General features: G+C 62.9%; 16 protein-coding genes. 5 read left to right on the top strand and 11 right to left on the bottom strand.

Annotated features, from left to right (window positions below):
* The first annotated feature begins 202 nt into the window (after positions 1-202).
* Positions 203-1,633, top strand: coding sequence for a hypothetical protein (locus CAQU_RS11415; protein ID WP_075727858.1), 1,431 nt, complete (start codon positions 203-205; stop codon positions 1,631-1,633).
* Positions 1,634-1,812: 179 nt separating this feature from the next.
* On the opposite strand, the gene CAQU_RS11410 is transcribed toward CAQU_RS11415, so the two are convergent.
* The 5 genes from CAQU_RS11410 to trmB form a co-directional block, all read right to left on the bottom strand.
* Positions 1,813-2,199: a DUF3054 domain-containing protein gene (locus CAQU_RS11410; protein WP_075727856.1), complete on the bottom strand. Its 387-nt coding sequence runs from the start codon at positions 2,197-2,199 to the stop codon at positions 1,813-1,815.
* A gap of 105 nt (positions 2,200-2,304) precedes the next feature.
* A complete protein-coding gene (locus tag CAQU_RS11405) occupies positions 2,305-3,396 on the bottom strand; it encodes a lysylphosphatidylglycerol synthase transmembrane domain-containing protein (RefSeq protein ID WP_075727854.1) in 1,092 nt (363 codons plus the stop codon).
* Between the two features lie 79 nt (positions 3,397-3,475).
* Positions 3,476-6,076 carry an MMPL family transporter gene (locus tag CAQU_RS11400; RefSeq protein WP_075727852.1) on the bottom strand — a complete coding sequence of 867 codons (2,601 nt, stop codon included), beginning with the start codon at positions 6,074-6,076 and terminating at the stop codon, positions 3,476-3,478.
* A gap of 196 nt (positions 6,077-6,272) precedes the next feature.
* Complete coding sequence (locus tag CAQU_RS11395) at positions 6,273-6,914, bottom strand: NYN domain-containing protein (protein ID WP_075727850.1); 642 nt, start codon at positions 6,912-6,914, stop codon at positions 6,273-6,275.
* 195 nt (positions 6,915-7,109) lie between these two features.
* Positions 7,110-7,877, bottom strand: coding sequence for a tRNA (guanosine(46)-N7)-methyltransferase TrmB (gene trmB / locus CAQU_RS11390; protein ID WP_075727848.1), 768 nt, complete (start codon positions 7,875-7,877; stop codon positions 7,110-7,112).
* 818 nt (positions 7,878-8,695) lie between these two features.
* On the opposite strand from trmB, the gene CAQU_RS11385 reads away from it, so the two are divergent.
* Entirely contained in the window at positions 8,696-10,525 is a 1,830-nt protein-coding gene (locus CAQU_RS11385; protein WP_075727846.1) for a phosphoenolpyruvate carboxykinase (GTP), read from the top strand.
* Positions 10,526-10,621: 96 nt separating this feature from the next.
* Here CAQU_RS11385 and CAQU_RS11380 read toward each other — a convergent pair whose 3' ends face one another.
* The gene (locus CAQU_RS11380; RefSeq protein WP_075727844.1) at positions 10,622-11,410 is read right to left on the bottom strand and encodes a class I SAM-dependent methyltransferase; all 789 of its coding nucleotides are present in this window, start codon (positions 11,408-11,410) and stop codon (positions 10,622-10,624) included.
* A 36-nt stretch (positions 11,411-11,446) separates the two neighbouring features.
* Here CAQU_RS11380 and CAQU_RS11375 point away from each other — a divergent pair, with 36 nt between their 5' ends.
* Positions 11,447-12,559: a glycosyltransferase family 4 protein gene (locus tag CAQU_RS11375; RefSeq protein WP_245797266.1), complete on the top strand. Its 1,113-nt coding sequence runs from the start codon at positions 11,447-11,449 to the stop codon at positions 12,557-12,559.
* On the opposite strand, the gene CAQU_RS11370 is transcribed toward CAQU_RS11375, so the two are convergent.
* Positions 12,560-14,104, bottom strand: coding sequence for an MmpA family trehalose lipid delivery protein (locus CAQU_RS11370; protein WP_075727840.1), 1,545 nt, complete (start codon positions 14,102-14,104; stop codon positions 12,560-12,562).
* Between the two features lie 9 nt (positions 14,105-14,113).
* The gene (pgfA, locus tag CAQU_RS11365) at positions 14,114-15,319 is read right to left on the bottom strand and encodes a cell envelope lipid trafficking protein PgfA (protein ID WP_169836044.1); all 1,206 of its coding nucleotides are present in this window, start codon (positions 15,317-15,319) and stop codon (positions 14,114-14,116) included.
* A gap of 128 nt (positions 15,320-15,447) precedes the next feature.
* Here pgfA and CAQU_RS11360 point away from each other — a divergent pair, with 128 nt between their 5' ends.
* Positions 15,448-16,620, top strand: coding sequence for an acyltransferase family protein (locus tag CAQU_RS11360; protein WP_075727836.1), 1,173 nt, complete (start codon positions 15,448-15,450; stop codon positions 16,618-16,620).
* Here CAQU_RS11360 and CAQU_RS11355 read toward each other — a convergent pair.
* From CAQU_RS11355 to CAQU_RS11345, 3 genes are all read right to left on the bottom strand, one after another.
* Positions 16,539-19,880: an alpha-(1->3)-arabinofuranosyltransferase domain-containing protein gene (locus CAQU_RS11355; RefSeq protein WP_084563075.1), complete on the bottom strand. Its 3,342-nt coding sequence runs from the start codon at positions 19,878-19,880 to the stop codon at positions 16,539-16,541. The two genes, CAQU_RS11360 and CAQU_RS11355, sit on opposite strands and share 82 nt — an antisense overlap.
* Complete coding sequence (locus CAQU_RS11350) at positions 19,858-20,055, bottom strand: DUF2613 domain-containing protein (RefSeq protein ID WP_075727834.1); 198 nt, start codon at positions 20,053-20,055, stop codon at positions 19,858-19,860. Before CAQU_RS11350 ends, CAQU_RS11355 begins: the two co-directional genes overlap by 23 nt.
* Before the next feature lie 163 nt (positions 20,056-20,218).
* On the bottom strand, positions 20,219-20,686 hold the full coding sequence (locus CAQU_RS11345) for a universal stress protein (protein WP_075728734.1): 468 nt from the start codon (positions 20,684-20,686) through the stop codon (positions 20,219-20,221).
* A 315-nt stretch (positions 20,687-21,001) separates the two neighbouring features.
* Here CAQU_RS11345 and CAQU_RS11340 point away from each other — a divergent pair, with 315 nt between their 5' ends.
* Entirely contained in the window at positions 21,002-22,213 is a 1,212-nt protein-coding gene (locus tag CAQU_RS11340; RefSeq protein ID WP_084563267.1) for a glycoside hydrolase family 3 N-terminal domain-containing protein, read from the top strand.
* Positions 22,214-22,311: the final 98 nt, after the last annotated feature.

Below are 22,311 nucleotides of genomic sequence, written 5' to 3'. Positions count from 1 at the left end.
CCGCGCACCATCGCGCGCGGGCACGTGCAGTTCGCTTTTCGTACCCACCCCCTTATGCATGTGCACGCACGGCGTTTTTCTCACCCACGCGGCCAACCCCCACCCGGTGCACCCCACCGTGGCAAAGGGACGCACTGCGAGAAAAACCGCCACACACCCGTGGCAGCGCGCACACACTTTCACATCAGAAAGGCACACCCACATGAAACGCCAAGTCCTGGCCCTGGCCAGCGTGCTCGCCATGACCCTGCCGCTGGCAGCCTGCAACCCGCTCGACATCGCAGGCACAATCGGCTCCGGCAGCTCCAACCTGTCCAGCGAACTCGCCAACGGCGCAAACGCCCTATCCTCCGGCGCCCCCTATCGCGCCGGCTGGAAACTGGCTCACCAGGAAAAGTTCGACCGGGATCTCGGTGTCACAGACGCCGCCTGGCAAAAAGACCCACTGGGCAAAGACAGCCCCTGGTTCGTCGACGAATTCTCCGACGACGACATCTACTTCGACAAGCTCGGCGGCGAAGCGTTTAAGCGCGCAGTAGAAAAAGCCAACATCTACCGCAAGTCCGTCAAGACCGGCCAAGACGGCTGGCTGACCGTTGAAGTCGCCGCACAAGACCTCGACGGCGACGGCAAGCCCGACGCCAACCCCACCCTGGCCACCAAAAACGGCGACGGCATCATCGACGTCCCCGCCTGGAACTCCGGCGTCGTGCTGACCTCCTCCAACCCGCTGCCCGACGAGTACCGCATCGAATACGAACTCAAAACCGTCGACTTCGGCGGCAAGCGCGAACGCAACGGCGAACTGACCTGGAACTACGACGGCAAGTACAACGGCTACAAGCCCGGCGACTGCAAGACCAACTTCCCCTGGGTCCGCAAGGGCGACTACAGCCAGGACGGCGCACAAACCCCCAACCCCTGCGAAAAGCCCTGGGGTGATGTGACCAAGGAAAACGGCTACTACCTGCTGTCCATCATGGACTACGCAAAGCCCGCCCCCCACAACAACATCTTCATCCACAGCCACCGCAAGGTCGGCATGGACACCTACAGCGTCGACGCCAGCTGGGCCAAGAACTACAAGGTCTGCAACCCCGCCACCGGCCAGGTCGAGGAATACACCGACTCCACCGCCAACGGCATCAACCAGATCTTCTTCGACGGCAACAGCTTCCGCGACCCGAAGTTCGCCTACAACCAGTTCGTCATGCCGACCGAATGCGGCCTGAAGGTCGGCGACGACCCGAACGCCACCATCGTCGCCACCGCCGAACTGCAGCCCGATCTCATGCCGAACGAGACCTACACCTTCGCCATCGAGCGTCACAAGGACTCCTACGTCACCGAGATGACCGGCAACTTCCGCCACGTCGGACACAAGACCCTGCGCTACGAGCGCAAGTTCGAAGAAGCCGACGGCCACAGCATCTGGCACTACAACCAGAAGGCCGACCAGTACAAGGGTGAGCACAACCAGACCCTCGAGTTCGAAGGCCCCTTCGGCAAGTGGAGCAAGGAAATGTGGCCTGCAGGCTCCGAGTACCCGGACAACTTCGTCATCGGTGTGCCCCACCTCAACTACTACGAAGGCTCCGCCACCATCGACAACCTGCGCCTCTACACCCGCTAAGAGCGCACACCAGGTGAACACCACATCACCGCAGGTTGCATAAGCCAAGCCCTGGTGGGTTTGTATCGTTCCCCGCACACCACCCGTGTGCGGGGAACAGCTCTATAACCCCCACAAAACGACCAACCGCCCTTGTGCCCCACACCAGGGGCACAAGGGCGGTTAGCGTGAAAAGACAACTAGCGCCGGTGCGAAAGCACGGCAACAATGCCACGCCAACCAAGCAACAGCAGACCACTCATCACGGTGGCGACGATGATGAAACTAATGTGCGGCACGTGGTCGTGGCGCAACCCCCACACCACCAGGCCACAGGCCGCGGTACCCAACCACACAGCCACCCCCGCGGGCACCAACGCCACCGGCGCCTTCCGCACGGCCGGCACAACAACCCACATGATCAGAGTGCCCAGCAAAAACGGCCACACGGTGCTCAACCACCCGGTGAAAGTAAACGGCATGCTTTCTGACTGGTGGGCGGCGCGCGCCAACAAAGCAAAAACCGCAACCGCGAGAAGATCAAACACCAAAAACTTCGAAGGGTTGCGGGTGGTGCGGGAAGTCATGAGAAACTACGAGCCTTTCGACACAGCAAAGGGGGAGTGCGCAGCGCTGACGCGACGGCACTACAACGCCCCCAACGCTAGCCCACAACCGCCCACGGGGCGCAATTAGGCCGCCTCGTAACCGACCTCGCCGGGGGTGGACGTTTTACCGGCACGCAAAGACTTACCAATGCTGGCGTACTTGGCGGCATATACCACCCAGCCGATAGCCACCAGGCCAAAAAAGGTCACCAGCCGGAAAATCAGCACCGCCCCCAGCGCAGTAGTTGCCGGCAAGCCGGCAGCCACCAAGGTGCCCGTCAGGGCGGCCTCCACGGGGCCGATTCCGCCCGGGGTGGCCTGCACAGTGCCGGCAATCTTGGCGGTCACAAACGCCAGCACCACCCCCATGATGGTGGTTTCGTCTGAGCGGGCCTCCCACAGGGGCATCGCCCCGGACACCGCCCACACGCACGCCCACAACACCACCACGTCACCCAACCAATTCAGCAACGAAGCTGCCGCAGTCGCTGCAAAACGCTTCGGCGACAAATACACCGCATCCAGGCGAGAAATGTGATCTTCCACCGCGGACAGCCCCGTGCCCGCGGGCGCGCGCCGCACCCGGTTGACCATCCCCAACCCCCACCGCGCCAGCGGCCGCAACACGTGGGGGTGGTGGGCGATGTAGTACACCGCCCACACCGTGGCACTCAACCCGAGCAGGCTTAAACCAAGCGAAGACAAAGACAGCGACGCGCCCAACACAAAAATCGTGACCACCCCAAGGGCAACCAGCCAGGTGGAAGACAACACAGCAGACAACACAATCTGCCAAGAACACACCAAGGCGCTGGCACCCCAAGAACGCATCACGGTGAAACTCAACATGGCGGCGAAAGCCTGCCCACCGGGCAGCGATGCCGACCACGCATTAGAAGCCAAGGCCAGGTGAACACAGTTGCGGGTGGACACTTTCACATCCCCCGCATACAGCAAGGAATGGGTGACATAGCCCATGGCATACATGGAAACTGCCGCACCAACCACAGTCAGCGGCAGCACCGCAGGCTCCGCGCCTCGAATCTCGTGAAAAGCTTGGGCGATCAGCGCATGATAACGCCACACGAAAAACACCATGGCCGCCACCACAACAAAGGGCAGCGCCGTGGTGATGGCGGCTTTGGCCCTCTTGGTGTTGCTGCGGGTGGCGTCCATGGTGTCTCAGGCCCGGTTCTCGACCCACAAGCCACGCGCCGGGGTGTGGGGCATGAGCTGTAGCCGAGTCCTGGTAGTCCTACTCGTTGTTGTCGTCTTCTTCTAGGCGGCGCAAAAGCTCCGCGAAAGGAATCAGCTGGGTGTCTTCCGTCGTGGAACGCCCTGCGCGCTTGGCCTCGTTATCGGCGATGATATCGACCTCGTCGACCACCGGTTCATCCATCTCCAGCACCGAATCACCATCGACACCGCCCTCGAGATCAGCAGCCGCATCCACCTGATCATCCGCATCAGCTGGATCAGCCGAAACAACGTCATCCTCGACAGGGGCTGCCGGCGCTGGCGAATCTGCGGGGAATTCAGGGTCTGCAGGGTCTGCAGGGGTTACGGCGGCAGGGGAGTGCTCCGGGGAATCGACGGCCAGCCCAGCATCGGCTGCGCCGGCAACAGACTCAGCACCACCAGCCGGGCCAGTGGACGCTTCGGAAGCTTCCACGGCAGGAGCCCCGGCCACGGCAGGCACCACAGGGGTGTGCATCAGGGAATTGTCAGGCGCATTATGCCCCAACACCAAAGACGCCTTCTTCACAAACCGCGGCGCCCACCAGTTGTCTTCCTTCAACATGTGCATCACCGCAGGCACCAGCAGCATACGAATAATGGTCGCATCCAAAATCAGCGCCACGATCATGCCATAAGCGATGTACTTCATCATCACGATGGTGGAGAACCCGAAAGCACCACACACCACGATCATGATGATTGCGGCCGCCGTAATGATATTGCCGGTATGCGAGGTACCAATACGAATCGCTTCGTCAGTGCTCTTACCCCGATCCCGGGCCTCCACCATGCGGGAGAGCAAAAACACCTCATAGTCTGTGGACAAGCCATAAATGATCGCCATGATCAGCACCAGCACCGGGCTCATCAACGGACCCGGAGTGAAGTTCAACAAATCCGCGCCAAAACCATCAACAAACATGGCAGTCAGCACACCCAGGGTCGCGCCCATGCCCAGAATCGTCATAATGATTGCCTTGGCCGGCAAAATCACCGAACCAAACACCAAAGACAACAGGATGAAAGTCGCAACCACGATGTACAACGCCATCCACGGCAAGGTGTGGAACAGCGCCTCGATGGACTCCACCTCCAGGGCGGGGCTGCCACCGATGTACATGTTGACGCCTTCAGGCACCGTGATCTCACGCAGCTGATGCACCACCGCCTTATTGTCCTCACGGTCGATGATGCCGGCCGCCATAACCGTGGTCTCATCCTTGGCGGGCTGGCTCGGCGCGAACCGGCCAGTAATCCCCTGAACCTCATTGAGCTGGCGGTAAATGTCAACAATCTGCTGATTATCCGCCCCGGTAATGACAACCTTGATGGGGTCAGTACGGAACTGGGGGAAGTTTTCGTCAAAAGTGTGCTGAGCGGCACGCACCTCATCGCCCGGCGGCAAATACGTTTCGTTAATACCGCCGAACTTCACCCCACCCAACGGAACCGCCAAAGCAATCAAACCAGCAACGATCACAGTGGTCACAATGCCGGAATGCCGCATCGCCCAATCCGGGATGCGCGCCCACACGGAATTTTCAATCCGCTCTTGCGTCAACGGCTTGCGACGCAAGGCAAACTTGTCGATCTTGTGGCCCAACAGCGCGAAAATACTCGGCAAAACCGTAATCGACAGCAACGCCGCCAACCCCACCGCGCTAATCGCACCATAGGCCACCGACTTCAAAAACGCCTGCGGAAACAGCAACAGACCCGACAACGCAACCGCCACCATCGCGGCAGAAAACACCACCGTCTTACCAGCAGTCGCAGTCGCAGTAATCGTGGCCTGCCGCACGTCATGACCAGCATCCAGCTCCTCCCGGAAGCGGGACACCAAAAACAGCCCATAATCGATCGCCAACCCCAACCCGAGCAAAGTCACCACCGACTGGGCAAACACATTGACCTGGGCAACATGCGCCAACAGTGCCAGCACACCCAAAGACCCCAAAATCGACAGCACACCCACAATCAAAGGCATAGTGGCGGCCACCAGGGATCCAAACACAATGAGCAACAACAGGCCCACCGCAGGCAACGCGTAAATCTCGGCGCGGTGAATATCACCGCTCATCCCATCATCCAGGGCATCCGCAATAGCCGTTTGGCCCGCCACCTGCTGCACCACCCCAGTGGCCTCAAGATCGGGGTCGACCAGCTGATCCTCCACGGCGCGGAAGTTTTTCAGCACATCCTCCCCGTCACCCTTCAACCCAATCGCAGCAAACGCCATGTGCTTGTCCTGCGTGGCAAGCATCGGGGTGCGCTTCTCAAAATAAGAAGTGACGTGATCAATGGTGTCGGGATTGCTGGCAGCCAACTGATCTAAATGGCGCTGGGCCGGGCCCACAATCGCCGGATCATCGACCGTGCGCCCCTCCGGCGCGGTATAGACGATGACCACATCACCGCCGTTATCGCGACCAAAGACCTCCTGCTCAATCGCAGCAGCCTTGGTAGACGACGATCCCGGATCGTCCCAACCCTCCTGGCTCATCAACGCACCCAACTGGGTACCAAACAGGGCAAACAGCCCCACAATGAAACCAATCACGACGATCGGCACAGCGACTCGGTGACGGTAGGCGAAGTGGCCCCACTTCTCAAACACTGGTGTCCGTCTCCCCTTTGTATCCTCGACTCACGGTGAACACACCCCACGTCCCACGCGCACCAGGGTGCGCGGCCACCGACAACCGGCGGCGGGAGTGCGACAGTGGGTAACGAATATTCGTGGCACTAAAACCAACACCCTACGCGCCCCAACCGGGCGCGGGAAGGCGAAAGCATCCAGCCACACCTGATGGTTACAGCAGATTGTCCAGGGAACGGAACGGCTGCAGCCACGCACCGCCCTCGGGCAGATGATCCAGATTGATACGCGGCAGCGGCTCCCGGAACACCCCGTGAATCTCTTCCAAATCCACAAAGTTCAAAACTTCTGAACCGACAGCCCACGACGCGTGCTCGTGGAAACCCAGCACAGTGGTAGACACACCCTCTTGGGTGTGGCGCTCCAGCGCATCCTTGAAGTTCTGGCCATCGGCGCTGGCAACCACCAGCCCCGCCAACACACCCTCATTCGCGCGGGTCTCAATGTGGGCCAACATGTCGGGATCCACATCGGAATCCTCCGTCAACTTCGGCTTCGCGAACACCGCAAAACCAACGTTGCGCAACGCCTCCACCCAGGGGCGGATCGAATCCGCACTCCCCGGAGTCACATTGGTAAACACCGTCGCTTCCGGAACAATGTCAAGACCAGTAGAAGCAGACAACTCGGCGGCCTGCTGTACCAGCCACCGGCCAACCGCATCAAAACGCGGGCGGTGGGCACTGGTCGGGCGGGAACCAAGAATGGCCCCCAAACCCATATCAAGGTTCGGGGCATCCCACACCAACAACAAGGTGTTCGGCCCCGGTGCGGGGTAACTTGCGTGAGTACTCAAGGCAAAATCCTCAAAAAACCCAAGCCCCACAGCGCCAACCACTCAAAGCAGCCGCACACAGAGCCTGGAAAATAAATAAAACAAAAAAGAAAAACAGAAGCGCACACATCACGCCGACACTTCACCGGCGCCCGGCGCACCCCCAGTGCGAAAGCCACAAAACAGCCCCGCACCAGGTGCCGACAAACACCAGCGCTACGCCAGCGGGCGGCGACGCCACAAATATTCGCGAATCACGTGATCCTTCTTCAGGCCCTTGCCCTCAAACTTGGTGATCACTTGACGATCCGTCAGCTGCGGGCACTGCTCCCACGGCCAACCCATAAACTCCAACGCAGGCTCCACATCCACCAGCTCATCAATCCACTCCGCATAATCGGCGTGGTCGGTGGCGACATGCAGCACCCCGCCGGGCTTCAAACGCGAAGCAATCAGATTCAACGTGCCCGACTGAATGATGCGGCGCTTATGGTGGCGGGCCTTCGGCCACGGATCAGGGAAGAAAATGCGCACCCCATCGAGGGAATGCTCCGGGAACATCCGGTTAAGCACCTCCACGCCATCGCCACGCACCATACGAATGTTGTCAATATCGCCACGCACCACCGCGCCCAACAGCTTCGCCAGGCCCGGCTTGTACAACTCGACCGCAATCACATTCGTATCAGCCTCCAGCGGAGCCATCGCCGCAGTAGACGTGCCAGTGCCAGAACCAATCTCCAGGATCGTCGGGTGGCCCGAACGGCCAAACCACTGCTCCACATCAATGCGCTCATCCGACAGCAAAGTGCCCAACCGGGGCCAATGCTCGTCGAACAGCTTCTCCTGGTTATCGGTCAAGGTGCCACGACGAAAGCTCACGCTTCCCAGACGCGGATAATCCAAGCCAGTATCGAATTCGGACTGCAACGGGCGGCCCGCAGGCAGCTCGCCAGTGTTTGAGGAATTATCAGAATTAGTCATCGAGCCTCATTTTGCCCGGTAAGTGACCCAAATTCAATTATCCCGCCAGGCATAAAACCCCCATCAGCCCCAACCACAAACCACACCCCGCCCACACCCCACCCACACCGGGCAGTCCCAAGCAGCTACCACTGGGTAGCACCAGTGCCACCAACACCACCCGCCAGCACCCACCAAGCAGTGGGGTGCGCAAGGGGTAAAAACCACACTTTCACACCCCAAGATCTGTGCTGCGCCAAGAAACCCACGCCCATCACATCTGCTAAATGTCCGGTTGATCCAAACCGGCACCACAAAAGCGGACACGCGAACCGGGTCGTTGGGCCCACTAAAAACGGGAGGAAAGATGCGGGCACACTACGCGCTCGGGGCGGTGGTAGGCGCGCCGGGTGGAAGGTGGTGTGGCGGCGAAAGGTCTGAAGTTTCCGCTGTGTGATAGGGGAATCCGTGGCAACTAAAAGTGAAAATCTTTTCATCGTGGGTGGGTGCTGCGGGTGCGGGTGGGAGGCCCGACTGCTGGGGTGCGTCGATGATTTCCCGTACCCAGATCGAACCCCCGCCCCACTCGAAACACCCCCATCACTACCCCCGTTTGTATGAAACGGCAAAAGTGTGCCGAGTCTCATAATTCGGGGGTAACGTGCGAATACTTTCTATCCACCGACTGGATATGACAACACGGGCCATCAGGATGGAAAAAACAACTGCAACCGGTGTGCCCACGCGCTAGTGTGAACCCGTAAGGACTCTTTGAATTAGCCCCTTTTTTTATGCGCCCGACACCACGGCGTAGTTCGTAGTCAATGTCAGGAGACACGATGTCCGAAACCGTCATCCCCGGCCTCAAGGGTGAAGCCCCCACTCGCAACGAGGAGATGCTGAAGTGGATCGCCGACGCAGTTGAGCTGTTCCAGCCCGACTCCGTCGAGTTCGCTGACGGCTCGCAGGAAGAGTGGGACCGCCTCGCGCAGGAACTCGTGGATGCTGGCACCTTTATCCGCCTGAACCCGGAGAAGAAGCCCAACAGCTTCCTCGCCCGCTCCAACCCGGACGATGTTGCCCGCGTCGAATCCCGCACCTTCATTTGCTCGGAAACCGAGGAAGGCGCCGGCCCCACCAACAACTGGGCAGACCCGGCCAAGATGAAGGCCGAGATGACCGAGCACTACCGCGGATCCATGAAGGGCCGCACCATGTACGTGGTGCCCTTCTGCATGGGCCCCATCGACGCCGATGACCCCAAGCTGGGCGTCCAGCTCACCGACTCCTCATACGTCGTACTGTCCATGCGCATCATGACCCGCATGGGACAGGCCGCCCTGGACAAGATCGGCGAGCACGGCGAGTTCGTCCGCGCCCTGCACTCCGTCGGCTACCCGCTGGAGGAAGGCCAGGAGGACGTCACCTGGCCCTGCAACGACACCAAGTACATCACCCAGTTCCCCGAGACCCGTGAGATCTGGTCCTACGGCTCCGGCTACGGCGGAAACGCCATCCTCGCCAAGAAGTGCTACGCCCTGCGCATCGCCTCCGTGATGGCTCGCGACGAGGGCTGGATGGCCGAGCACATGCTCATCCTGAAGCTGACCTCGCCCGAGGGCAAGTCCTACAACATCTGCGCCGCCTTCCCGTCCGCTTGTGGCAAGACCAACCTGGCCATGCTCGAGCCCACCATCGACGGCTGGAAGGCCGAGGTCATCGGCGACGATATCGCCTGGATGCACTTCGGTGAGGACGGCCGCCTGTACGCCATCAACCCGGAGAACGGCTTCTTCGGCGTGGCACCGGGCACCAACTACTCCTCCAACCCCAACGCCATGAAGTCGCTGGAGCCGGGCAACGCCATCTTCACCAACGTCGCACTGACCGACGACGGTGACGTCTGGTGGGAAGGCCTCGAAGGCAAGCCGGAGCACCTCATCGACTGGCTCGGCAAGGACTGGACCCCCGACTCTGATCGCCTGTCCAGCCACCCGAACTCCCGCTACTGTGTGCCCCTGGAGCAGTGCCCGGTGGCAGCCATCGACGACTTCAACAACCCCAAGGGTGTCCCGATCGACGCCATCCTGTTCGGTGGTCGTCGCCCCGACACCATCCCGCTGGTCACCCAGGCCTACGACTGGAACCACGCCACCATGATCGGCGCCCTGCTGGCCTCCGGCCAGACCGCAGCCGCCGAAGGCCCGGTCGGCTCCCTGCGCCACGACCCGATGGCCATGCTGCCGTTCATCGGCTACAACGCCGGCGAATACCTGCAGCACTGGATCGACATGGGCAAGAAGGGCGGCGACAAGATGCCGGCCGTCTTCCTGGTCAACTGGTTCCGCCGCGGCGACGACGGCCGCTTCCTCTGGCCCGGCTTCGGCGACAACTCCCGCGTCCTCAAGTGGGTCGTTGACCGCATCGAAGGCCGCGTCGGCGCCCGCGAGACCGTCGCTGGCCACACCGCTAACGTCGAAGACCTCGATCTCACCGGCCTGGACGTCGACATCGACGACGTCCGCGAGGCACTGCGCGCCCGCCCCTCCCAGTGGGAAGGCGACCTCGAGGACAACGCCGCATGGCTCAAGAAGCTCGGCCCGAAGGTCCCCGCCGAGGTGCACGAGCAGTTCGAGGCCCTGAAGAAGCGCGTCCACGACGCCCTGTAAAACCAGGACTCACTAACACCTGACACACAAAGGCCGGCCGGCCACCGTTTTAGAAGCGGTGACCGACCGGCCTTCGTGGTGCTGTCGTGGCAGCAACTATTTCCGAAGCACGACCACCAGGTTGCTGACCAAAAACTCGCGCACCACCGGCACGTTTACCAGCCACCATGCCCAGCTCGGGTGATAGCGGGGAAACGCCGCCACAAGCTCCCCGGACGTTGTCGAGTTCGCCCACCGTAAACCTTCAGCGCACGACACGTCGAACAGGGACTCGCCGAACACATTCTTCGGCGGATGCCCATGCTTGGAGGTGTAGCGATCGCGGGCGAAACCACCACCGATATAGTGCGGGACCAGCCCCGTCTCATGGCCACCGAAAGGACCCAGCCAGATGGTGTAGCTGAAAATCATCAGCCCACCCGGCTTGGTGGCGCGCAGCATTTCCTCACCCATACGCCACGGATCGGGCACATGCTCTGCGACGTTGGAGGAATACACCACATCGAACGCATCATCTTGAAACGGCAAATCCATGCCGCTTCCCCGCACACTGGCCGGCACATCAATACCAGCGGCCGCCATCTCGCCGACGTCCGGCTCCACCGTGAAATACTCAGCCCCCCGGCGAGCGAAAGCCTCGTGGAAATACCCGGGGCCGCCACCCACATCCAGGATGCTCAACCCCCGAAGCGGGCTATCACCTGCGACATCACCGCGTGAGAGATCCGCGACGAGATCCTCAATGAGGTTCGCGGTGTCCTCGGCGAGTGGTCCATAAAACTTTTCCGGCGCGGTTTGCTCGAAACGGAACGACGCCAACAAGTCGACGCTGCGCCGCAGGCTCGCACGGGCGCGGGTACGCCGCAGATGGTCAAAGGTGGGCATAAGGCTTTAGGCTACTGCAACGTGAAAGTCGTTGTGATGTCTTGGCGCGATAGCCAACACCCCGAAGGTGGGGGCAGTGAGCGCTACGTTGAGGCGGTCGCCGAATATCTGGCGCGCGCCGGCCACGACGTCGTCATCCGCACGGCACGCTACACCGGCTCCATGCGCACCAGCCGCCGCCACGGAGTGACCTACAGCCGCGCCGGTGGTGCCTTCACCGTCTACCCGCGGGGGCTCATGGCACTGGCCATGGGGCGCATGGGCATCGGCCCTTTGCGTGGGATGGACGCCATCATCGACGTCCACAACGGCATCCCCTTCTTCGCCACCCTGGTGGCCGACTGCCCGGTGGTACTGCTCAGCCACCACTGCCACAAGGAACAGTGGCCGGTTGCCGGCAAAGTCTTAGGGCGCATCGGCTGGATGCTGGAGTCCAAAGTCTCCCCAAGGGTGCATCGCAACAATCAGTGGGTGACCGTATCCATCCCTAGTGCCGATGAGCTCATTGAGTTAGGCGTTCCGGCCGCCAACATCACCATCATTCGCAACGGCTGCGATCCACTGCCTGCTGCCGAGGTCGTCGCACCCGCCACGCACGATGTGCACTTGGTGACACTCGCGCGCCTGGTTCCCCATAAACAGCTTGAGCATGCCCTTGATGTGGTTGCCCGGCTGGATCGGGAAACCGACTTTCACGGTCGAGTCACCCTCGACGTGGTTGGTGCCGGCTGGTGGGAGGACAAACTCCGCGCCCGCGCTGACGACCTCGGGCTTGGGTGTTGCGTGCACTTCCATGGGCATGTCAGCGAGGAATACAAGCACGCTCTGTTGGAACGTTCCCGCGTACACCTGATGCCGTCAGCCAAAGAAGGCTGGGGTATTACCGTCATGGAGGCCGCCCAGCACGGGGTTCCCACCATCGGCTACCGGGCAGCCAAAGGCCTGCAGGACTCCATCGATCACGAACGCACCGGCCTGTTGGCGGATGACTTCGACCAGTTCTACGCTCACACCGTGCGTGTGCTCCAGGACGATGAGCTGCGCTGCCGGCTGGGCGCAGCAGCGCGCGACAAGGCCGCGGGCCTTAACTGGACAGCCACCGGTGCATCGATGGAGACCGTCCTCAAGCAATCCATCGTTCGGGGGTAACTACCGGCGGGACGCCAGCCAGCTACTGGCGGCCCAAGTACCACACAGGACAACACCTGTCAGGCTCCACAGGGCGCACAACATCACACCCATCAGTTGCGGGCGCGCGGGCTGCGCGCCGGGGACCTCGGTGAGCGCACCAGTTTTTTCATCCAGAACCACCCCAACTCCCAGAGCCTGTAGCGCCGACATATCGTGCGCGTTCCACGCGTTGACGGCAGAAATATACGCGGGATTCGGCGGGTCGACGACTTCACCGTCAACGATCAGCTCCCCGCTGCTGAGCACACTCATCGCCTTGGTGCGCGGATCCACAATCGTGCGATCGTGAAAGCTGACGGTGGTGGAACCCGGCACGATGAGCAGCATCCGATCGCCGACCTGCTGGGCCAGGAAATCCATACGCGGCTCAGGGATGGGGGTGATCTGGCGCATCGCAAACGGCGCCCCCCACACGTTGATGACCAGCAATGCTGCTAACAATGCCTGTGCCGCCACTGCTTTGGTGGGCACACGCGACAACCAAGTGCACAACATGTCGATGGCGGGACGCACCCCAAGAAGCAGCGCCGGCAGCGCCAACATCACCAACTTCTGCCCATCCCGAATCAGGCCAGATCCTGGCAGTGGGGACAGCAGCGCACCGGCAGTAGATGGGAAAAGCCCCACCAGGCAGGTGGCGAAAAGGGCAAAAACGCCCAGTGCCCAGAGTTGGCGCGGCACACTTCGTGGTGTACGCCAGCCGGCGACCAACAGCAGCACGGTCACCAGCGCCCCGGCGAGCACAGACACCGAGAACACGCCACTGCGTGACGCCAGATCAGCCGAAGTATTCCAGATACCGCCTGTGCCCAGCACATTCAGGACAACGCCCATAGGTCCCTGCCCGCGGGGAGCGAAGGCGACGAAACTTGCAGCAGTTGCGGTAATACTCGCACCACGACTGCTGGCAAGAACACTCGGCACCAGCCACGGCAGCGACAGTGCGCCCCCGATAGCCAGCAGGATGAGCCTGTGGCGCCAAGAGGTGGCCAGTAGCAGCGCAACAACGATCGCAAACACCGCGCCGGTGGGGGTGAGGCTGGCCATCCACATGGCGAGAGCCACCAGCAACCAGCGCGGGCGGGGCGATGCGCAGAACTCGTAAGTCAGGACTGCAAGCGCGAAAAACGCGACCACCAACGACCAATGGCCCTGCAACAGCCGAGAGACCACAAAAGGATTCGCTAGCAGCAAAATCGCAGCGACTGGTCCGCCGATGCGCCAGGCGGCGCGCGCACCCCACCAGGCGGAACTCAACACCAAAGCCCGCGCCACCAGTGGCGCAAGCCCGAAAGGAATCAACGCGAGAAACCCATCCTGGGGCGCGGCCCGGGCAGGCAGTACAGAAAAACCCGTGGCCTGATCGCTCAGCGCCATGTGGCCAAGCACCACCATGTCGCGCGCCAACAGCCCACCCGGCAGCAAAAACGGCCACAGGACGCTGAGCCCAACAATGACAACACCCGCGACAACAGCGAGGTGGCGCGGGTGTGTGGAAGGCATGCGGATAGTTTATTCGGCCTTTGTGGAGCGGTTCTTATAGACCAGGAACAGGCCAATGATCAGCAGGATTGCGCCAAGGGTAAGCCCCAGCAGGTGCAGGCTATCCAGCAGCCGCAACTTGGAGGCACCATCATCGGCCTTGGCGAACTGGCGATCCTGGGTGTCCTCATTCCACGCGGCGGTGGCCACCAGCGCGGAACGATCCATACTCACCGGCGCGTCCGGATCCGCAAAGTGCGCATCCGCCGCAGCCTGAGCTTCCTGTTGGGAGGACGCGAAGAAATAGTGCAGGCGCTCCTGGCCACGCACAATCACCCCGGTGCGGGGTTCCACCAGCAGGTCGCGGGCGACCGCATAGTAGCGGGTCATCACCACCTGATCCTCCGGGGCAACGCCCATCTTGGCCATCTCATCCGGGGTGTACCAGCGGCCATAGGTAGAAACCAGGCGCAGGCCCGCCAGCACGCCCTTTTCGCTGTCGGTGAGCTCACCGTCGCGATTTAAGGCGATAGAGACCGAATCGAACATGTTCACCGCGCCGACCTGCTGGCCAAAGTGCAGTACCTTGCGGCCCTTGAACTGCTGCTCGTCGACAAAATCAATGGGGGTAGATTTTTGGGCGGTGGTATCGAAATAGGGGTAGGACTTCGGCTGGGTTCCGAAGGGGAACTGGTACTGCAGCCCATCACGCAAGAAACCACCGGTGGTGTCATCCAAACCCAAATCGGGGGCGGTCATGTGGAACGTGCTGGTGGGTTCCTCAATGGGGAACGCGTCGTGACGATCCAGGGTGACCTGGTCCACCGAGGCACTGATCAGGCCAGTGTCCTCCGGCTTATCCATCCGCAACAGCACGTTGCCGGCCCGCAGGGTGATGTCGTCCTTATCCGACGGCTCCACGGCGGCCACATTGCGCACGCCCTTCACCGGAACTGCCGAGCCCACGAAGCAGTGCACCGGCAACTCCTTAGCGCCCTCCGCGCGACAGGTGGGATCCTCGGCGTGTTCCTCAAGCACCTTGCCGGTGGCGAAAGCGCGCGCATCCAGCAACACCGCCGGCACCTCGTTGGTGACGGTCTTACCGCCCGCCGACAGTGGGATGGTTTTCAACGCCGGCATCAACACAGCGGGCATCAGTGCGGAAAACGCCAACAACAACGCGCCAACAAACGCCAATACTCGCGCGAGAAGATCGCGGCCGTTTCGCTTCGCCAAATGCATAGTCCTTCGTGTGAAAGGCCCCGTGAGGCCATGAAAATCCGCACACAAACTCCTAAGAAACGATGTGCTGTGCGCGGCGGAAAAGGAACAATTTACGTATCGCTCAACTAAGTTGAACGAGTATGTCCCCATCATCCTACGCAACCAGGCAGCAATTCCTGGATTCACTAGAGGGTTTGCGCGCCGTGGCCGCCCTCGGAGTGATGGGTACCCACATTGCGTTTCTCACCGGTATCGACCAGCGCACCCTCATCGGGGCCCTGCTGGCGCGCAGCGACTTCTTCGTCGCCGTTTTCTTCTCCCTATCAGCATTCCTGCTGTGGCGCCGCCACGGAGTCGCTGGCGCAAACCTCGATCTGCGCCGCTACACCACCCGCCGCATCCGCCGCATCGTGCCCGCCTACCTAGCCGTCGTCCTCGGCACCTTCCTGCTGGTACCAGCGGCCTATCCCACCCGCGGTGAAGTCAAAGCAGCAACCGTGTTCTTCGCGCAGATCTACCTGCCGGATGGGCTCGCACCAGCCCTGACACACCTGTGGTCCATGTGCGTCGAAGTGGCCTTCTATCTCGCACTACCCCTGCTGGTGGCGGCCCTGCGCCGCATCCACAGCACCCGCAGCCGCATCCTCATCGTGTGCGCAACAGCAGCGCTGTCCCTCGGATGGGCATGGCTGCCATTTGTCAACCACTTCACCCCCGGCGGCATCAACGGGCAAATCTTCCCCCCGGCGTTTTTCTCCTGGTTCGCGGTCGGCATCATTGCCGCCGAGGCCGAACCATGGGCCACCTCTAGCCCCCGGATCGTCAAGGTGTGCGGCCTTCGCCCCCTATGGTGGGCTCTCGCGCTGGCCACCATGTGGCTAGCCGCCCAAGAATTTTTCGGCCCACTAGGCCTAGTGCACCCCACCGCGCCCGAGTTCGCCCGCCGCACCCTCGCCGGCGGCCTCGTTGCCGCGTTCATCGTCACCCCCTACGCATTCAACCCCCGCTCCACCGCCCTCGAGCACCCCACCGCGCGCTGGCTGGGCCGCATCTCCTACTGCATCTTCCTCATCCACCTCCCCGTGATCGAGACCATCATGCAACTAGCCACCATCGCCCCATTTACCGGGCACGCCCTCACCCTCACCCTGGTCGCTGTGCCCACAGCAATCATCGCCGCCTGGATCCTTTACGAAACCGTCGAAAAACCCTTCGCCGACCGCGGAATCACCTACCTCCGCCAACTCGGCGCAACCAACGCCACCAACGCAGCCACACCACTGGCGGCCACCACCCAGGAATCCCCCGCATAACCCTGCGGCTGCGTCCACGGGCCATGCGCCAACCACCAACACGCACCAGCGACACCACCAGCAGCCAGCACCGGAGCAAGATTCGGGCGCACAGCCACCACCGCTGTCACAACCACCGCCGCCAACACCCCGGCTATCCCACCAACACACCACGCCACCAGCAGCGCAGAACACAGCGCCACCCCATCGCGAAGCCACCGGCCAGCACCCCGGGAAGAAAACGTCTGTGGCACGGCGACGTCGACGCACAATGCGGCGCGCTCGCGCCAGCTAAGAATCGCACAGACCACCAGAGCCAACACCCCCACGATGCCGCCACCGACGACCCCCGCCCGGTAGGTGCTATTGCCGGCGTGAGAGACCGTGACCTCGGACGGGGCGGACGGGTAATCGAAAGCCACCAAACCCGGGCCGATACTGATCGGTGTCGCGCCGGGTGCCGAAAGCCCCGGCAGGTTCGTCAAGCCCGTGGGCACCACCGTGGTGTGCGCGGATTCGGATCCCGGGATAAAACCCTCCTCGGTCAAGGACACCCAAGTATTTGCGGTGGACAGGGTATGTGGGCCCGCGGCAAGCGCGGCCACCTGCCCGCAGGTGTAATCCGCGCCGTCGATGGTGACCGGAAGATCGCAGCGCCCAGCGCCCACCACGAGTCGGTAGCTGCGCGCGGTGGTGAAATCCCGCTTGAGTGATGGTTGGGCGATGGACAGGCGCTGGAAGACAAAAGCCCGGGCAGATGGAGGGGCATCGGGCACCCGGATGACAGGGCGCGCCAGGAGTGCGCCGTGGGGGCTTATTTCCGCGATGCCGGTAGCGCCCCGGGATCCCGGAATGGCGATGGAGACTTCGGTGGTGGGGCCACCCGGCACACTGACCTTTTGGGGGATTCCAGGAACCGCATCGATCCATGTCGCATCGGATGCGGACGCGCCCCACACTTTCAGCCGTGCCGGCCTGCCGGTGATGGTGATGTCGACGACGGGGCGGGTGGAGGTTAGCTGCAGCACCAGTCGCGGGTTGGCGGCACCTGGTTGCGGATACCAGGCGGTATCGGGGTCACCGTCGACGGCCATCGCCGGTGCCCGTTCCTGGTCGGCGCCACCCAAGGCGTCGACGTCGGCGGCGGAAGAATTCGCCCACACGGCGAGATCATCTGCGACGGTTGCCGGGCCGGTGCCGGGGTAGTTCTGCAGGCGATTGCGCACGCTGGTTGCGGTGTCCTCCCGGGTGAGGAAAGCACTTTCGGCGCGCTCGACGGTGCCGTAGTTGCGCACGGCAAGCGCTGGGGTGTCGGTGATGATCTGGGCTGGGGCGTGACTGATGGGGGCGCTGCCACCAAGGGTTGCGCGGCCGGCAGCGGAATCCACGGAGCCGGAATCGGGTACAGCTTTTGAGCCATCGGTGGTCAGCTGGAAGGGAACTGTTGGCCCATACAGTGCGGCAAGTAAAGCCAACACATCACCGCTGCCAGCAACCGGGACCGGGGCTGCGTGCAGAAGCTCGCCGGTGGTGGAGGCCGCCAAGGTGACCACGAAGTACCCGGTGGTGGGGTCTTCCTTTTCGGTGAAAGCCTTGATTGGAAGGCCGGCCTGGTGCGCGCGGCTCAGGATGTGCTCGGCGCGGTGTCGGACGGCGGCGATATCGGTGCGCACGACCAGCCGATCGATGCCCATGCTGGCCATTGCGGCAAAGGCCTTGTGCGCCGGAATATCGTCGTTGAGCAGCACTGCCTGTGCCCCGTCGAGACCGCGGATGGTTTCGGGGTTGATCAGGGGAATAGCGTCGCGCACCGCCCAGGGCACATCGAGCAATGGTTGCAGTGGCTCGTCCCGGGTCCAGCCGTAATCTTGCCGGGCAAAGGAGACCGCGGGAACAACCAGCACGCGCCCGGAAGCAGCGCGGGATTCCGCGGTGACGGGCACCGCGTTGCCGCGCGATGCGGCAACAGCCGTCGGCGAGGGCGTGGTGTTGAGGTAGTCGGCTGTGTGGCGCACATAGTCGGGAACCGCCCGGTATGCGCCGGCGGGCAAGAGTAGACCTGCGGTTGCTGGGGTGAGTGCTGCCAGCACCACCAGCGCTGCGGTGGCGGCGGCAGGGCGGGCGAGCGCCCGCCAGGACCAGTAGCGGCCGAAGACGGGGGCGGTGGCGGTGGCGAAGCCTACGACGAGGGGTAGGCGCACCCACACGTCCCACTTGTGGACATTGCGAAACGCCAGCAGGGGTCCGTCGAGTAGTGCCTGGATGCTGGCACCTGCCGGGCCCAGGCTGGCGGACATGACAAGTGCCCCTGCGAACAGGAAAAACACCCACAGTCCCCGGTGTGGTGTGCGGGGGTGTGCCAGCCCCCATAGGCCAATGGCGGCGATGATGCCGGTGATGAGCACGTAGGTGGCGTTGGTGGATATGAGGTGCCCGGCGAAGCGTTCGCTGGAGACAAACGCCACCCAGTGGTCGCTGCCGCGCAAAATTTCGGCGAGGTTGGCAAAGCGCGTTGTGGTGTAGGCCGACTCGATGAACTCCACGAAGGGGGCCGCGTATGCCCCCAGCACGAGCAGCGGCACGATCCACCAGGCGGTCACCGCCAGGATGCCCAGCGCGAGAACGCATAGCCGCGCAATGGTGTGGCGGAGGCCGAAAAATCTGGTGGAGGCCAGCACGACCACCACGCCGGGCAGCAGGGCTGCGATGGTGGCGGTGGCGTTGACCGCGCCCATCAGTGCCACGCACACCACGGCCGGCGCGATACCCCGCCACCACTGCTGGTTTGGCCTGCGGGGGAGTAGCACCGCCACCATCCAGGGGGTGAGCATCGCCGGCCAGCTTTCTGAGGAGATGGTGCTCAGCGTGCCCATGACGCGCGGAGAGAGGGCGAATAAGAGGCCGGCGCACACGATCGCGATGGGGGAGGTGATGGCTAGTCTGCGCAGCAGGAAGACGGTGCCGGAGTAACCGATGCCGAGCAGCAACAGCCACCACAGGCGTTGGGCTAGCCAGTCGGGAAAGAAAGCGGTGAGCTGGAAGAATAGCCCGTGGGGGAAGAGGTAGCCGAAGGCTTGGTTTTGCACTTGCCCGAAGGCAAAGTTGGGGGTGTATGCCTCGGCGGCGCCACGCAGGAAGTGCCCGGGCTGTGCGGCGAGGTCGTGTTTGGTGTCGGCGGTGGTAACGCCGGGGTGGCGGAAGACCGCGAGTGCTAGCAGCAGCCAGCCGAGCAGGTGTGGCGCCAGGCTGGCGCGCCTGCTAGTTGCGGGAGCCGTATTCAACGCCGCCGAGCAGCGCGTCGTCGCTGACCTGTGCGGAGTCTTGCGGCAGGGTGTTGTCGCCGCTGAGCTGGGCGATCCCGACGACGCCGACGGCGCCGAGAACCGCACCCATCACAGCGGCCGCTAAAGCGGGGCCGACGGTGCGGCGGGTGAGGGAATCAGACTCGTACGCCAAGGGGGCCGCCTTCCAAGGTCAGCAAAATTTACGAAAAAAGTGTGGACGCAATGTGGGCAGCGCCAGCACCAAACGGTGTTGCTGCACAAAATTATCCTTGGGGAATCATCCTAGGGGATGGGGGTTGAAAACCCCCAAGCGCCCACCGGGATGGTGGGTGGGGTTATTCGTCTTCGTCGTCGTTTTCCGGCGGGACGATGAACACCGGCAGGCCGGCGTGGTTGACGACGTTGTCGGCGGTGGAGGACTGCCACAGGGAACGAATGCCGGTGACGGCGCGCGTGCCGGTGACGATGACGTCGGGTTTGAGTTCTTCGGCGGCGTCGACGATGGCGGACCAGATGGCGGTGGTGGATTCCACCATGTGGGCGCGGGCAACCAGCCCGAGGGATTCGGCCAGGGCCACGCCTTCGCGGCAGGTGTTCAGCGCCTCGTCGTAGGCGGGGTCGCCGTCTTCGGACAGTTGGGACCAGTCGGCTTGTTTCATGCCGGCGCCGCTGGCGGCGCGGGCTGCCTGGCGGTGCAGGGGCTCCCAGGCGGTGAGGATGTCGACCTGCTGCGGCTTGAGCAGCTGGGAGGCGTACTCCAGGGCGCGTTTAGCTTCGTCGGAGCCGTCGTAGGCGATCAGCATGGTCTGCACGGGTTTAAGTCACTCCTTGTAGGCATCCGCTCCACGCTCTTGGTGCGCGGGGCTTGTGGGAAATAGAAGATGCCTCAACTGGTTGGCTTGCTAAGTAATCCACCAGACTACTAGGCATCAGCGCATAGGTGGGCGATATGTGGGCGCGGTGGCGCAGAAAAAGTGTGCGGTGGCTGTGCGGTGGGGTGGTGGTGGGTGTGCTCAGGCGTTGTGGGTGGGGTGGTGGGCGCAAGAGGGGTACTGTTGAAACGCATTTGAAAAGCGTGCACCCGGATTGTTCGTGTTTTGTCAAAGGACCCGTTGATGATGACTTCTCCCGCATCTAACAGCCCACGCCACCGCCTGGTGGCCTGGGTGGGTGCGAGCACCGTCGCCTCGCTGGCGCTGGTCAGCTGCGCTTCGGCGGGGGATAAGCAGCTAGCAAGTAGCACCAGCCAGGTCGCCCCATCTTCCAGCGCGGCACCCACGACCAGCCAGGCTCCGGCGACGTCCTCCGCTGAGCCGACCAGCAGTATTCCCGCTCCACCGCCGGCGCCGCCACAGCGGCCGGTGCGGGAAGATATTGCCACGCTGATGATGGTGGGGGTGAGCAATTACGACGATGCCCGCCAGGCCCTGGCCGCCGGAGTCGGTGGCTTGTTCATCGGGTCCTGGACGGATCCGGCCCTGATCACGGAGCCGGGCCGCAACATCCAGGCGCTGCGCCAGGAGTTCCCCCGCCCCTTCAACGTTGCCATCGACGCTGAAGGCGGCCGTGTGGTGCGGCAGTCGGGGCTATTTGGGGCGGTTCCGGCGCCCCGGGTGATGGCCCAGACAATGACCCCGGAGCAAGTCCAGGCCACCGGCTTTGAGTTGGGCAGCAAACTGTTTGCCGCCGGCATTAACGTGGATTTCGCGCCGGTTCTCGACGTCGATAGTGGCCCCGCCGACGGCGCCATTGGGGATCGGAGTTTCTCCGGGGACCCCACCACCGCCGCGACCTTCGCCACCGCCTTCGGCCGCGGGCTGCTCGACGCGGGGGTCACCCCGGTGTTCAAACACTTCCCCGGGCACGGCCGCGCCAGCGGCGATAGCCACTACGCCGAAGTCGTCACCCCGCCAATACAGTCGCTCAAAGACTTAGACCTGGCGCCCTACGCGCAGGCGCTCAGCCTGCCGGGGGCGGCCGTGATGGTCGGCCACATGATCGTGCCCGACTACGGCGACCCCGCACTGCCATCCACCCTGGACCCCGCCATCTACCAGCTGCTGCGCAGCGGCGACTACCCGGGCGGGGTGCCCTTCGGCGGGGTGGTCTACACCGACGACCTGTCCGGCATGAAAGCAATTTCTGACCTGATGGGGCCCGCCCAAGCCGCTGAGGCGGCGATCGCCGCCGGCGCCGACGTGGCCCTGTGGATCACCACCGCCCACCTCAACCAAGCCATCGATGACGTGGAAGCCGCCGTCGCCGACGGGCGCATCCCGGAGGACAGTATTCGGGCGCGGGCGGCGAAAGTTCGGGGCGAAAACCCATAAGCATTCGTTAAGGAAATGCCTGCGCGCTAAGATAGCCGCGTGGAAAAAAGCACGAGTCCCCACCCCAAACGACACCGCGGCGCCAAAATCACCGCCGG

This window comes from Corynebacterium aquilae DSM 44791 (assembly GCF_001941445.1).
GTDB lineage: Bacteria > Actinomycetota > Actinomycetes > Mycobacteriales > Mycobacteriaceae > Corynebacterium > Corynebacterium aquilae.
Note: the sequence above shows the minus strand (reverse complement) of the source record. Positions and strands in the feature narration are given on the sequence as shown.

Coding starts and splice junctions, on each gene's coding strand:
- CAQU_RS11415 (WP_075727858.1), top strand. CDS start 203: ATGAAACGCCAAGTCCTGGCCCTGGCCAGCGTGCTCGCCATGACCCTG.
- CAQU_RS11410 (WP_075727856.1), bottom strand. CDS start 2,199: ATGACTTCCCGCACCACCCGCAACCCTTCGAAGTTTTTGGTGTTTGAT.
- CAQU_RS11405 (WP_075727854.1), bottom strand. CDS start 3,396: ATGGACGCCACCCGCAGCAACACCAAGAGGGCCAAAGCCGCCATCACC.
- trmB (WP_075727848.1), bottom strand. CDS start 7,877: ATGACTAATTCTGATAATTCCTCAAACACTGGCGAGCTGCCTGCGGGC.
- CAQU_RS11385 (WP_075727846.1), top strand. CDS start 8,696: ATGTCCGAAACCGTCATCCCCGGCCTCAAGGGTGAAGCCCCCACTCGC.
- CAQU_RS11380 (WP_075727844.1), bottom strand. CDS start 11,410: ATGCCCACCTTTGACCATCTGCGGCGTACCCGCGCCCGTGCGAGCCTG.
- CAQU_RS11375 (WP_245797266.1), top strand. CDS start 11,447: ATGTCTTGGCGCGATAGCCAACACCCCGAAGGTGGGGGCAGTGAGCGC.
- CAQU_RS11370 (WP_075727840.1), bottom strand. CDS start 14,104: ATGCCTTCCACACACCCGCGCCACCTCGCTGTTGTCGCGGGTGTTGTC.
- CAQU_RS11360 (WP_075727836.1), top strand. CDS start 15,448: ATGTCCCCATCATCCTACGCAACCAGGCAGCAATTCCTGGATTCACTA.
- CAQU_RS11345 (WP_075728734.1), bottom strand. CDS start 20,686: ATGCTGATCGCCTACGACGGCTCCGACGAAGCTAAACGCGCCCTGGAG.
- CAQU_RS11340 (WP_084563267.1), top strand. CDS start 21,002: ATGACTTCTCCCGCATCTAACAGCCCACGCCACCGCCTGGTGGCCTGG.